The organism is Stenotrophomonas terrae (assembly GCF_039674165.1).
GTDB classification, from domain to species: Bacteria; Pseudomonadota; Gammaproteobacteria; order Xanthomonadales; family Xanthomonadaceae; genus Stenotrophomonas; species Stenotrophomonas terrae_A.
In genome coordinates, this window is record NZ_JBDJMY010000014.1 from 59791 (window position 1) to 71572 (window position 11782).

The 11782-nt window shown below is 64.6% G+C and carries 11 protein-coding genes; 5 read left to right on the plus strand and 6 right to left on the minus strand.

Annotated features, from left to right (window positions below):
- Position 1: 1 nt before the first annotated feature.
- Together ABE493_RS08655 and ABE493_RS08660 are read right to left on the minus strand one after the other, a co-directional pair.
- Positions 2-340 carry a hypothetical protein gene (locus ABE493_RS08655; protein WP_346498529.1) on the minus strand — a complete coding sequence of 113 codons (339 nt, stop codon included), beginning with the start codon at positions 338-340 and terminating at the stop codon, positions 2-4.
- A complete protein-coding gene (locus ABE493_RS08660; protein ID WP_346498530.1) occupies positions 340-1230 on the minus strand; it encodes a sensor domain-containing protein in 891 nt (296 codons plus the stop codon). Before ABE493_RS08660 ends, ABE493_RS08655 begins: the two co-directional genes overlap by 1 nt.
- A 284-nt stretch (positions 1231-1514) precedes the next feature.
- Here ABE493_RS08660 and ABE493_RS08665 point away from each other — a divergent pair, with 284 nt between their 5' ends.
- Both ABE493_RS08665 and ABE493_RS08670 read left to right on the plus strand, forming a co-directional pair.
- The gene (locus ABE493_RS08665; RefSeq protein WP_346498531.1) at positions 1515-2237 is read left to right on the plus strand and encodes a Crp/Fnr family transcriptional regulator; all 723 of its coding nucleotides are present in this window, start codon (positions 1515-1517) and stop codon (positions 2235-2237) included.
- A 194-nt stretch (positions 2238-2431) separates the two neighbouring features.
- On the plus strand, positions 2432-3316 hold the full coding sequence (locus ABE493_RS08670) for an acyltransferase (RefSeq protein ID WP_346498532.1): 885 nt from the start codon (positions 2432-2434) through the stop codon (positions 3314-3316).
- A 64-nt stretch (positions 3317-3380) separates the two neighbouring features.
- Here the strand turns inward: ABE493_RS08670 and ABE493_RS08675 are convergent, their stop codons facing one another.
- Positions 3381-3752, minus strand: a complete 372-nt coding sequence (locus ABE493_RS08675) for a glycine zipper 2TM domain-containing protein (protein ID WP_346498569.1) — start codon at positions 3750-3752, stop codon at positions 3381-3383.
- 191 nt (positions 3753-3943) lie between these two features.
- Here ABE493_RS08675 and ABE493_RS08680 point away from each other — a divergent pair, with 191 nt between their 5' ends.
- Together ABE493_RS08680 and ABE493_RS08685 are read left to right on the plus strand one after the other, a co-directional pair.
- Positions 3944-4867 carry a M14 family metallopeptidase gene (locus ABE493_RS08680; protein ID WP_346498533.1) on the plus strand — a complete coding sequence of 308 codons (924 nt, stop codon included), beginning with the start codon at positions 3944-3946 and terminating at the stop codon, positions 4865-4867.
- A 221-nt stretch (positions 4868-5088) separates the two neighbouring features.
- Complete coding sequence (locus ABE493_RS08685) at positions 5089-5841, plus strand: transporter (RefSeq protein WP_346498534.1); 753 nt, start codon at positions 5089-5091, stop codon at positions 5839-5841.
- 9 nt (positions 5842-5850) lie between these two features.
- Here the strand turns inward: ABE493_RS08685 and phaZ7 are convergent, their stop codons facing one another.
- Positions 5851-6990, minus strand: coding sequence for an extracellular native short-chain-length polyhydroxyalkanoate depolymerase PhaZ7 (gene phaZ7, locus ABE493_RS08690; protein ID WP_346498535.1), 1140 nt, complete (start codon positions 6988-6990; stop codon positions 5851-5853).
- 120 nt (positions 6991-7110) lie between these two features.
- Entirely contained in the window at positions 7111-8016 is a 906-nt protein-coding gene (locus ABE493_RS08695; RefSeq protein WP_346498536.1) for a LysR family transcriptional regulator ArgP, read from the minus strand.
- Between the two features lie 134 nt (positions 8017-8150).
- Here ABE493_RS08695 and ABE493_RS08700 point away from each other — a divergent pair, with 134 nt between their 5' ends.
- Positions 8151-8786, plus strand: coding sequence for a LysE/ArgO family amino acid transporter (locus ABE493_RS08700; protein ID WP_346498537.1), 636 nt, complete (start codon positions 8151-8153; stop codon positions 8784-8786).
- Positions 8787-8843: 57 nt separating this feature from the next.
- On the opposite strand, the gene ABE493_RS08705 is transcribed toward ABE493_RS08700, so the two are convergent.
- On the minus strand, positions 8844-11579 hold the full coding sequence (locus ABE493_RS08705; protein ID WP_346498538.1) for a bifunctional diguanylate cyclase/phosphodiesterase: 2736 nt from the start codon (positions 11577-11579) through the stop codon (positions 8844-8846).
- Positions 11580-11782: the final 203 nt, after the last annotated feature.

Genomic DNA, 11782 nt, shown 5'->3' on the forward strand with positions numbered 1-11782 from the left:
CTTACAGCTTGTGAAAGTGCAGTTGCCCACCGTCCCGTTGCACACGCAGCCCCCGCACCTTGCCGTCCGCGCCGCGCAGGAACTCGTAACGCGGTTGCGAGGTGTCGCCGGCAGGCTTGACGAAGCGTGTAGGCGACAGCGCTTGCAAGCGGCGCGGAGGATCCTCGGCTTGGGACACGACCAGCATGTTGTCGTCCACGGCCACCCTGAAGCGATCATGGTCGAAGTAACCGCTCATGTTGCCGGTGACGCTGCTCGGCAGGTCGGGCGCAAGAGGATGGTCGCGTTCGAAACAGGGCGCGTCGCCGTACGCTGTGGCAGGCGCCGCAACCACTTGCATCAAAGCGCCGGATCCAGGAAAGGATCGGAAGGTCTGTCGCCCAGGCGTTTCTTTGCTTTGGCGGCGTACATGGCCGCATCAGCGTGGCGCAGCAACGCGTCCACATCATCGCCGTCGACCGGGAAACAGGCCACACCGACGCTGGCGTCGATCTGTGGTGTGTCAGCGCCGAGGCTCTCCAGCATTGCCAGCCGTGCGCGCAGGGCAGCAGCAATGGACAAGGCGTCATCACGGCTGGCGCAGGCCGGCAGGACGGCGACGAATTCATCGCCGCCGACGCGGGCGATCAGGTCGTTCTGGCGCAGGCCGTCGCGCAGTTGGCGGGCTGCGTCGCGCAGCAGGCGGTCCCCGGCCTCATGCCCATAGCGGTCGTTGGCGGCCTTGAAGCCGTCCAGGTCGATATAGAGCAGGGCCAGGCCTTCAGCGCTGCATGTGGAACGCGCCAGCGCGGCTTCCAGCTCGCGGCGCAGGTGGTAACGGTTGGGCAGGCCGGTGAGCGCGTCGTGGCTGGCGAGGTGCTCCAACTGGCGCTCGATGCCGCGCAATGCGGTTACCTCATGGCCAACGCCGATGCGAATGCCGTACTCGGGCAGCCATTTGGCTGACCATTGGATGTCGACGGCGGTTCCATCCTTGCGGATGTAGCGGTTGCGGAAATTTGAGCGCGGCCGGCCTTGCATCGCATCCTGCGCCGACTGCTCGGTGGCGGCACGATCATCCGGGTGCACCAGGTCCATGATCTGCCTGCCGACTGCCTCGGCGGGGCTGTAGCCGAAGATGGTCTCGAATGCGGCGTTGACCATCAGCAACTCGCCGTCGGGCGCAACCATGCATACCGCGTCGGGCAGCAGATCCAATACCTCACCCAGTGGTGGCAGCTTGAAAGGCATGAAAGAGCGTTGCGAGGGCGGGGCAGGGATTATGCGGTGTCCAGATTACAGCGTCTGTCAGGCTGCGGCCCACACCCCTGGCTTGTGGAGGTGGGCAGGCTGCCGAGTCGGGGCGCGGCGGACGTGGCAGGTCCGCAGGTACTGCGCGTTGGCCGCGCCGTGTCACCGTAAGAGCGGGCATTTGTTTGCCGGGCGTGGCCAGGGCGCGGCGCTTCCGGGTGTCGGTGGGGCCCTGCCTGAGCGTGTTGATTGCGGGCGGGCAGGGCTTGACCCATGCTCCGCGCATGGACCTGAACAGCTTTTTCCAATCCGCCCTTTCGCTTGACGGCATGGTTGGCCATGCCAGCTACCTGTTGTTGATCCTGTCGATGCTGATGACGCGCATGATGTGGCTGCGCAGCTTGGCGGTGGCGTCCGGGCTGCTCAGCATCACCTACTCGGTGATGATCTCCGACTACGTCAGCGCCACGTGGGAGGTCATCTTCGTGGCCGTCAATGTGGGCCAGCTGTCATTGCAGGTCTATCGCAACCGCATCAGCCATTTTTCCGTCGAGGAGCGGCGCTTCCGCGAAGCGGTGTTGCCTTTGCTGGAACCGGCGCAGGCGCGGCGGGTGCTGGACCTGGGCCAATGGTGCGAGGCCGGGGTTGGCGAGGTGTTGATACGGCACGGCGAACAGGCCAGCCACATGCTGTTCATTGCCGACGGCGAAGTAGCGGTGGTGGTGAACGAGGTGGTGGTGGGCTGGTGTGGTGCCGGCGCCCTGTCCGGGGAGATCAGCGTGCTGACCGACATGCCGGCCACGGCAACGATCATCACCGCCAAGCCGACGCGCTACCTGGCGCTGGAGCGGCATGCCCTGCGCAAGCTGATGGCACGCGAGCCGGAGATCGAGCACGCCATCGACCAGTGCTTCCGCAAGGACATGCGGCTGAAGTTGGCGGCCGCCAACCAGGCCATGGCCGATGCCGGCATCCGGGTTGAGGTGGTGCAGACCAGCCTGCAATAGGCTTGCTGCCGGCAGCGGCCGTCGGCTGAATGTCCGTACTGGTTTCTGGCCCGCTGCCGTGGACAAACCGTAGACAATCCAGGGGCTTGGCCGCAACACGGGGCCATGAAGTGGGCTTGAGATAAAACCTGAAGCGCCGCTTTTGCTACCCTGTGCTTCTTTGGGTTCTGGGGTCGTTCCCCGCGGTTATTTCCATGGTGTGGTTGCGTGTAGCTCTGATTCTCCCGTTGATCGTGATCAACACGCTGGCACATTGCCTGCCGTTGTTCGTGGTGGCGCTGTTCAAGGCGGCATTGCCATTCCAGGCGGTACGCAGGGCCTGCAATCCTTTGCTGACCGGGCTGGCCGAGAGCTGGATCGCGGTCAACAGCGCCATGATCCATACCTTCACCGCCACCCGTTTCACAGTCAGCGGTACCGAAGGGCTGGAGCGCGATGGGCACTACCTGGTGCTGGCCAACCACCAGAGCTGGGTTGATATTCTGGTGCTGCAGAAAGTGTTCAACCGGCGTATCCCGCTGCTGCGCTTCTTCCTGAAGCGCTCGTTGTTCTGGGTGCCAGTGCTGGGCTTGGCCTGGTGGGCGCTGGATTTCCCGTTCATGGGCCGCTACACCCGCAAGCAGATCGCCAAGAACCCCGAGCTGGGGCGGCGTGACATGGAAGTGACCCGCAAGGCCTGCGAGAAATTCGCCAGCATTCCGGTAGCGGTGATGAACTTCGTTGAGGGCACCCGCTTCACCGCGGAGAAGCATGCCGGCCAGGCCTCGCCGTTCAAGCATCTGCTCAAGCCCAAGTCCGGGGGCGTTGCGTTCGTGCTGGACGCGATGGGCAAGGGCCTGAACGCCTTGCTGGATGTGACCATCGTCTATCCCAAGGGCATTCCCTCGATGATGGACCTGATGGCCAACCGCCTGCCGGAAGTGAAGGTGCTGGTACGCAAGCTGCCGATCCCCGCCGAGTTCATCGGCCGCAATTACCAGGAAGATCGCAACTTCCGCGCGCAGTTCCAGCAGTGGATGAACGGCTTGTGGCTGCAGAAGGATGAAGACATCAGCCGCATGCTCGAAAACAAGGCCTGATCACCAAGGCCGCACAAAACAAAGGCCCCTGACGGGGCCTTTGTTGTTTGTCTCGTTCGCGGTGTCAGCGGTAGACGCGCTCGCAGCGGGTTTCAACTGCGCGTTGCCCGTTGCGCTCCTGGTTACGGCCCTGCACATTGCGTCCGACAAGGCCACCGGCCACCGCACCACCCACCGTGGCAAGTTTGCGGCCATTGCCCTTGCCGACCTGGTTGCCCAGCAGGCCGCCGACAACCGCGCCGGTGGCCGTGCCGGCAATGCGGTTCTGGTCACGTGCGTTGTTGGCTACCTCAACCTTGTGGCAGACCACGCGGCTACCGTCATTGAAGCGGCGGCCTTCATCGTTGGGGCCGTAATTCTGTGCCTGCGCACCGGCGGACAGCGTGATGGCGGTGGCGGCGATGGCCGAGGCGAGAGAGAGGCGAAACTTGCCCATGGCGGACTCCTGTTGCTGGCGGCGCACGCTGGCGCCAATGTGGCCCCAGCCTGCACGCGGCAACTGCAATTCCAGGTGAAGTGCGGCCATCGCGATTGAACCGGTGTTCATGCTTTGCGGTGCAGTTGCCTGAAGGCGATGCGGCTTGGGTGTAGAGTGCGCGCCATCATTCGTATTGAAGAGAACCGCGCATGAGCACTGTTGCCGCTTTCTATCCCGTAGGTACTCCCGGCCAGCCCTGGGGCGCACCCGAGCGTGCGCAATGGCTGGCCTTGCAACAGGTGCAGCGCAGCTATGCCGGCGAAGTGGTGAGCAGGATCGATGCCTTGCGCGAGCGTTTCGACGTGAGCCAGTACGGCGAGCTGGACTACCCGTCGGGCCGCTATCCGCTGTTCGCCATCCGCAGCCGCAACTGGGACGAGACCCTGCCGGTGATGTTGGTTACCGGCGGTGTGCACGGCTACGAAACCAGTGGCGTGCAGGGCGCTTTGCAATTTGTCGACCAGCATGCGCAATCCTATGCCGGCCGCTGCAATCTGCTGGTCGCACCCTGTGTGAGCCCGTGGGGCTATGAGCGCATCCAGCGTTGGAATGCAGTGGCGCTGGACCCGAACCGTTCCTTCGTGGCGAACAGCCCGGCGCAGGAGTCGGCCGCGTTGATGGCGCTGGTTGCACCGCTGCAGGGGCGGGTGCTGATGCATATCGATCTGCACGAAACCACCGATACCGACGAAACCGAGTTCCGTCCGGCATTGGCTGCGCGCGATGGCAAGCCGTTCGAGCCGGGCGAGATTCCGGACGGGTTCTATCTGGTGGATGACACCGAAAACCGCCAGCCGCAGTTCCAGCAGGCCGTCAATGCCGAGGTTGCCAAGGTGACCCATCTGGCACCGGCCGACGAACGCGGCGAGATCATCGGCTCAACCGTGGTCGCTGAAGGCGTCATCGAGTATCCGTTGAAGGCGCTGGGCTTGTGCGCCAGCGTCAGTGGTGCGCGTTACACCACCACCACCGAAGTGTATCCGGACAGCCCCAAGGCAACCCCGCAGCAGTGCAACGACGCGCAGGTAGCCGCCGTGATCGGCGCGCTGGAATACGCGCTGACTCACAACTGAGGTCGCCCGGCACCGTAGCCCGGGTAAGCGCACCCGGGAAGCCGACAGCTCCGCCGGCATCGATTGATCCGCACCGTAGCCCGGGTAAGCGAAGCGCACCCGGGAAGCCAGCAGCTCTACAGACACCCATCCGTCGGGCGAACGCCGCCAAGCCAGTGGCTACCCGACGATGCGCGCCACGTTCACACGGTCAAGCACGGCCGCTGTGGACCATGGCCGCCATGAACCTCCCGATCCCTCTGTTTGTCGTACTCGCGCTGGCCGCCCCTTACGCCCGTGCCGATGACGCGCCCGAATTCGACCGGCCCGGCATTGGTTTTTCCACAAGTACGATTGGCAAGCAGGTGTGGGCGTGGGAGCAGGGGCTGCCCGATGCCAGCCGTGACCGCAGCGGCGGCGTGACGGTCACCCAGTGGAGTGCAGACACGCTGCTGCGCTATGGTCTGGCCGATACGCTGGAGTTGCAGCTGGGCGCCGACAGCTGGGCCGGATTGCGTGTACGTGGCGCGGGCCTGCATGTGGATGAGAAGGGCGGTGGCGATGGCAATGTGGCGCTGAAATGGGCGCCAACGCTGGCCAGTGATCAGCTCACCTTGGCCCTCAAGGCCGGCGCCACGCTGCCCTGGGGCCGGGCGCCATTGGGCGATGGCGGGCACGACTACGATCTGGGTATCAGCGTTGCCTGGGCATTGCCGGGCGATAGCAGTCTTGCTCTGTATGCCGACCGCCAATGGGGCGACAGCGGCAAGGGCTGGTTGTTCTCGCCCAGCTACAGCATCACGGTGGCCGACGATGTTTCGGCCTATGTCGAAGCCGGTTACGGCACCGGCGCGCAATACATGCGTGCGGCCGGTGCCGGTGTCACCTGGATGGCGCGCCCGCGCCTGCAGCTGGATGCCTCGGTGTTGCGTGGACTGGATGCGGACACCATCGACTGGCAGGGCGGGCTGGGCGTGTCGATCTACTTCGACTGAGCGGTGCGCTCAGCGATTCAGCGCGGGCCCGTAAACGCCGCTGTAGCCTGCCGCGCAATCGCTGCTGCAATCACTGCCGAGCATGTTGCGGACGATCAGGCCGGCGTTGTTCTTGGAGCGGAAGTGGCCAACGCCGCTGCTGGTATCGCCGCCACCGAAGTTGTAAGGGCTGCCATCGCTCCAGTTCCAGTCGAAGCTGTAGGCGCTGCTGCCGGCGCCTACATCGACCTGGGCGTAAACATTGGTGCTGCTGTTGAACAGCGCGCCATCGGCACAGCCAGCGCTGTAGCTGGTGGTGAAGCAATGCACCTGGTCACGCGAGCCGGCGGTGATGGTGTAGAAGCGGATGCCGGTATAGCTGGCCGGGAAGGTCCGCAGGCTGCCGCTGCCACTGCCGGTCCAGCGGTTGTAGCCGTAGTAGCTGACGCCGGTGCTTGGGTACAGGCCAAAGGTGTAGTAGTTGTACGGGTAGACGTAGGCCTCGGCATTGCAGGTGGGCGCCAGCGTGGATTGATAGCCGGTGCTGCGGCAGGTCTGCAGGCCGCGCAGGCCGCCGGCGATATTGATGAAGCGCCGCACGCTGGCCTGGTTGCCGGAGTACTTGATCATCGCCAGCGCCATGGTTGAACCCAGCGAATGGCTGACGATGTCGACCTGGCTCTTGCCGGTATAGGCCTTGACCTTGTCGATGAAGGTCTTGAGCACCTGATAGGTAGCCGGGGAGTGGTAGTTGTACTGCGGCGCGGCGCGCTCGCTGGCGCTGAGGTAGGTGATTCCGAACAGTTCGCAATCGTTGTAGCCGGCTGCCTTGAGCTCGGCATAGATCGAGCGTGGCGGGGTGGTGAAGCCGCTCACCGCGCCGGCTGGCATGTCGAAGCTGATCGCGCTGTCGCCATTGCCGGGGATGAACACCACCGGGGTCTTGGTCGCGGTGCAGCTACCACCGCCAAAACCGCCCTGGCCGACGCCTGGGTTGAAGCCGCCGGCGTACTGGTTGGCGGTGCCGCTGCAGGTGTAGCCATTGTTGCTGCCACAGTCCAGCGCCTCGGCACGGGCCGGCATCAACATCAGCATGGCACCGGCCAGCGGCGCGGCCAGCGCACCGAGCAGCCAGCAGGAAACGACGGGGACAGACCGGTTGATCGACATCTGGCAGCTCCTCACGGGTGGGCGTTGCGATCAACGCAGCATCCGCCCGGGCGCCGGGTACAGACAGTGTCCTTTAGGGAAACTTGCAACGCAGCATGTGTTCGTCCGCCAGCCGCCTGCTTACTTGCGCTTGCGCACCAGCGAGGTCGAGGCCTGCAGGATGGCGCGGGTCAGCAGGGCCATGGTCTTGACCTCGCCCTTCCAGTGCTGCCAGTACAGCGGCACGTCTTCCCAGGCGCGCGCCTTGACGTAGACCAGGCGGCCGCTGTCCAGGTGCCGGCGCACCAGCGGCAGCGGGTTCATGGTCCAGCCCAGCCCGCCAAGATTGGCGTGGACAAAGGCGCGGGTTGAAGGAATCCACCAGGTGGGCGCGTTGTGTGGCTGTTCGACCCCGGCCAGACGCCGCGCATAGCGGGCCTGCATATCGTCCTTGCGGTTGAACACCAGCACCGGCGCCTGGGCCAAAGCCTGTGCGGTGACGCCCTTGGCAAAGTAGCGGGCATGGAACTCGGGGGTGCAGGTGGCGGCGTAGCGGATGCTGCCCAGGGCGTGGATCTGGCAGCCCTGCACCGGCTCGGACAGGGTGGTGACCGCGCCCATCACCGCGCCCTGGCGCAGCAGGGCGACGGTATGGTCCTGGTCTTCGGTATGCAGGTCCAGGGTGGTGGAGGTGCTCTGCGAGAAGCTCTGCACCGCCTCCGGGAACCAGGTTTCCATGCTGTCGTGGTTGACCGCCACCGGGATGCTGGCACGTGGCAGCTCGGCATCGCTGAGGCCAATACGTTCGAACGCATCACGCTCGAGCAGGGCGGTCTGCTCGGCCAGCTGTACCAGCACCTGGCCTTCCGGTGTCGCCTCGGTGGGGATGGTGCGCTTGATCAGCAGTTTGCCGACTCTGTCCTCCAGCGCCTTGATCCGCTGCGATACCGCCGAGGCGGTGACATTCAACGACAACGCGGCACGCTCGAAGCTGCCTTCACGGATCACTGCAGCCAAGGCCCGCAGCTGGGCGTGGTCGATGCGCATATTAAGTTCTGCTAAAGACGGTTAACTAAGTTTAGCTCTACTTTTTGATGCTGCATTGCGACAATTGTCGCGTCCGGACGTGCCGGTGGGTTCTCCCGCTGCGTCCATCCCCCCAAGTAACAAGGTTGTTTCCCATGTTTTCGGTCATTTCCGCCCAAGCCGCAGGCAGTGCCTGGCTCAGTGGTGCCGGTATCGGTATTGGTCTGTTCGCCATCGTTGGTGCGCAGAGTGCGTTCATCCTGCGCCAAGGCATCATGCGCCAGCACGTGATTCCGATCATCGCCACCTGTTTCGCCATCGACGCGGTGTTCATCCTGGCCAGCGTGGCCGGCTTGCGCCAGCTGACCGATCAGCTGCCGTGGCTGACCACCGTGCTGCTCTGGGGTGGCGTGGCCTTCCTTACCTGGTATGCGCTGCAGTCGGCGCGCCGCGCGGTAGTGGGCGGTGGCGGCATGAAGCTGGACGACAACGGCGAGCAGTCACTGCGTACCGCGCTGATGGCGGCGGCCGGTTTCTCCATCATCAACCCGCATTTCTGGCTGGACATGATGGTGATCGGTTCCATTGCCGACAACTTTGGTGATTCGCGCATGGCGTTTGCTGCCGGTGTGGTCACCGCCAGCGGCGTGTGGCTGACCGTGCAGGGGCTGGGCGCGCGGATGCTGGCACCGTTGTTCACCAAGCCGTCCACCTGGCGGATTCTGGATGGCACCATCGCGGTGATCCTGAGTGTGCTTGCATTGACCCTGGCGATCCGCGGGGTGAACTAAACCCGCAGTTGCCGGCACAGCTTCTGCTGGGCCGGCAGCAGGCCGGGTTGCGGTGGCTCAGCTGTCGCGGTTCCAGCGCATGGGCCAGTCGCGGATGAACTCATCCACCTGCGCCAGCGGCATCGGCCTGCCGAATACATAGCCCTGGCCTTCGGCGCAGTGCTCTTCGGTGAGCTGCGCCAGTTGCGCCTGGGTCTCCACCCCTTCAATGGTGGAGGTGATGCCGAGCTTGGCGCACAGGTGCGAAACCGCACCGATGATGGCGCTGCCCTGGCTCTGTTCGCCAAGGTCGCGGATGAAGGACTTGTCGATCTTTACCTTGTCGAACGGGAACGCGCGCAGATAGCCCAGCGACGAGTAACCCGTGCCGAAGTCGTCCATCACGATCGATACGCCGGCCATCTTCAGCCGCAGCAGGTGCGCCGATGCCGCCTGGATGTTGGCGATCAGGGCGTTCTCGGTGATTTCCAACTTCAGCCGGGACGGCGCCAGGCCGGTTGCGGCCAGAACCTGTTCAACGGCCTCGGCCAGGTTGGGCTGGGCCAGCTGCGATACCGACAGGTTCACCGCCACCTTCATCTGCTCCGGCCATTGGCAGGCGTCGTGCGCGGCCCGGCGCAACACCCAGTCACCCAAGACCACCATCATGCCGATGTCCTCGGCCAGGCCCAGGAAGTGGACGGGTTCAAGCAGGCCGCGCTGTGGATGGTTCCAGCGCAGCAGGGCTTCGAAGCCACTGACGCTGCGCTGGCGCAGATCCACCAGGGGTTGGTAGTGCAGTTCAAACTGCTGCTGTTGCAGCGCCGTGCGAAGTTCGGTTTCCAGTTGCCGGCGGCGCTGCATGCGGGTGTCCATCTCCGCCTCGAAGAAGCGATAGCAGCCACGGCCCTCATCCTTGGCCCGGTACAGCGCCAGGTCGGCATTGCGCATCAGGCTATCGGTGGCAGTGGACTGGCTGTCGATCAGTACGATGCCGATGCTGGTGCTGACCACGAATTGATGTCCCTCCAACTCGACGCTGCGGCCCAGTTCCTCCACCAGCCGTGCGGCCAGCGAGGATGCGGCTTCGGGAGCACGGCTCTCCGGTGCCATCAGCACCGCGAACTCATCACCGCCCAGGCGGGCCACCAGATCATTGCCGCGCACACAGCCGAGGATGCGCTGTGCAACCTGCTGCAGCAGGCGGTCGCCGCTGGGATGGCCGAGGCTGTCGTTGACCTCCTTGAAGCGGTCCAGGTCCAACAGCAGCAAGGCACTGCGGTGGCCACGGCGGGCAGCGAGAAGGGCGTGTTCGAGTTTTTCAAACAACACAGCGCGATTGGGTAACCCGGTCAGTGGATCGTGCTGGGCCAGATAGGCGATGCGGGCCTGGGCCTGGCGGCGTGCGTCCACATCTTCCAACACGCCGGCCCAACTGCTCTGGGTGTGGCCGATGCGCGCGCCGCGTGCCCGCAGCCAGCGCCAATTCCCATGCAGATCGAGGATGCGGAACTCCACATCCAATGGCGTCAAGGTCGCGGCGGTGAAGCTCTGCTCCAGCGCGATTTCGATCTGTGCCAGATCGTCCTCGTTGACCCGGCGCAGCCATCCCTTGCCGAGCGCATGATCATCGGGCTGGCCGGTCAACTCGCGCCAACCGGTGGCCGAAAGCACCCGGCCGTTGCGGTCCGATTGCCAAAGTACCAGCGCTCCAGCTTCGGCCACGGCGCGGTAACGCTGTTCGCTGGCCTTGAGGTCACGGGCAAGATCGCGCGCTTCATCGGCGCTTTTCTTCAATGCATCCACGGTGCCACTGAGGCTGCTCTGCAGGCTGCGTACTTCGCGGATGCTGGACGGTTGCGGATCGGGAGGGCCGGGCGTGTTGGCCACAACGCTGTGGCTGCGCTGGGCCAGCGAGCGGATCGGCAGCAGGATGCTGCGGGCAATGGCATGGGCGAACAGAAGGGCGATCAGCGCCGCCACGATGCCACCGAAAATGATCCCGAGCAGGGGCTGTTGCCAGCGTGCCTGGAAGCTCTGTTGTGGTTCACCCACCACCAATGCCCAGCCGGGCGCGGCCTGCAGCATGTGGAAGGCCAGGATGATCGGTGTGCCTTCCTTGCTGTTGGCGTCGATCAGGCCCTGCTGGCCGCCGCGGCGTTGCAGGATGTCCCAGTCGGGCACGGGTTTGCCGATGAAACGTTCCGGCGACAGTGAGCGTGCGGCAATGACGCCCTTGCTGTCGACCACGGCAGCGAGCAGGTGGTGGTCACTGCCGGCGCCGGTGATGCTGGCGATCAAGCGGTTGGAGGGCTGCACCAGGGTCAGCACGCGGGTGGTTCCGGCAGCTTCGAAGGGCAACGCGATGGCCACTTCAGGGGCCTTGCTGTCGATATTGGTGAACAGGTCCGAGACCTGCACCTTGCCCTCGCGGCGTGCGTCGTACAGCAGGTCTGAGGGCAGGGTGCGGGCATCCGCACTGTCGTCCTGGATCAGCCGGATGTCCGGATTCTGGCGTGCCCATGCCTGCAGTTCCGGGGCGGTGTGCTGCAACTGCGGCGCCAGCAACGACAGCAGGCGCAGCTGGTTGATGTTGTCCTCGATGCCTTGATCCACGCCGCGGGCCAGGGCGGTAGCGGTCTCCTGCAGGCGCTGCTCCGAGCTTTGGCGGTAGTCGCGCGCTGCATTCCAGACCGCAAAGGCGCCGATCACCAGCAGTGGCAACAGGGTGGCAAGAATGAGCAGGTGCAGCCGCGAATAGAGACCACGGGGACGCGGCAACGGGTCAAACGTTGCCGATGCGGTAGTTGCCAAGCCTGAGTCTCCGGTTTCCGTTACAGCGTAATGCGTTGCATCGCCGCAGCCGCAGGTGGCAGGCACGGCGTGGCGCTGTTATGGCACGAACCGTCCTTGTTTGTGAAGGGATGCAGAAGCGTGCGCCTGTGCCTGCAACTGTCCAATCCACGCTGTGTAGGAACGGTGTAGGCGGGGCGGCTGGTGCGTGATTGCCATCAAGC

What these genes read in the sequence shown, in the direction of transcription:
- ABE493_RS08680 (WP_346498533.1), top strand. Translation starts at nt 3,944, where the DNA reads ATGAGCACTGTTGCCGCTTTCTATCCCGTAGGTACTCCCGGCCAGCCC.
- ABE493_RS08685 (WP_346498534.1), top strand. Translation starts at nt 5,089, where the DNA reads ATGAACCTCCCGATCCCTCTGTTTGTCGTACTCGCGCTGGCCGCCCCT.
- ABE493_RS08695 (WP_346498536.1), bottom strand. Translation starts at nt 8,016, where the DNA reads ATGCGCATCGACCACGCCCAGCTGCGGGCCTTGGCTGCAGTGATCCGT.
- ABE493_RS08660 (WP_346498530.1), bottom strand. Translation starts at nt 1,230, where the DNA reads ATGCCTTTCAAGCTGCCACCACTGGGTGAGGTATTGGATCTGCTGCCC.
- ABE493_RS08655 (WP_346498529.1), bottom strand. Translation starts at nt 340, where the DNA reads ATGCAAGTGGTTGCGGCGCCTGCCACAGCGTACGGCGACGCGCCCTGT.
- ABE493_RS08700 (WP_346498537.1), top strand. Translation starts at nt 8,151, where the DNA reads ATGTTTTCGGTCATTTCCGCCCAAGCCGCAGGCAGTGCCTGGCTCAGT.
- ABE493_RS08670 (WP_346498532.1), top strand. Translation starts at nt 2,432, where the DNA reads ATGGTGTGGTTGCGTGTAGCTCTGATTCTCCCGTTGATCGTGATCAAC.
- ABE493_RS08665 (WP_346498531.1), top strand. Translation starts at nt 1,515, where the DNA reads ATGGACCTGAACAGCTTTTTCCAATCCGCCCTTTCGCTTGACGGCATG.
- ABE493_RS08675 (WP_346498569.1), bottom strand. Translation starts at nt 3,752, where the DNA reads ATGGGCAAGTTTCGCCTCTCTCTCGCCTCGGCCATCGCCGCCACCGCC.
- phaZ7 (WP_346498535.1), bottom strand. Translation starts at nt 6,990, where the DNA reads ATGTCGATCAACCGGTCTGTCCCCGTCGTTTCCTGCTGGCTGCTCGGT.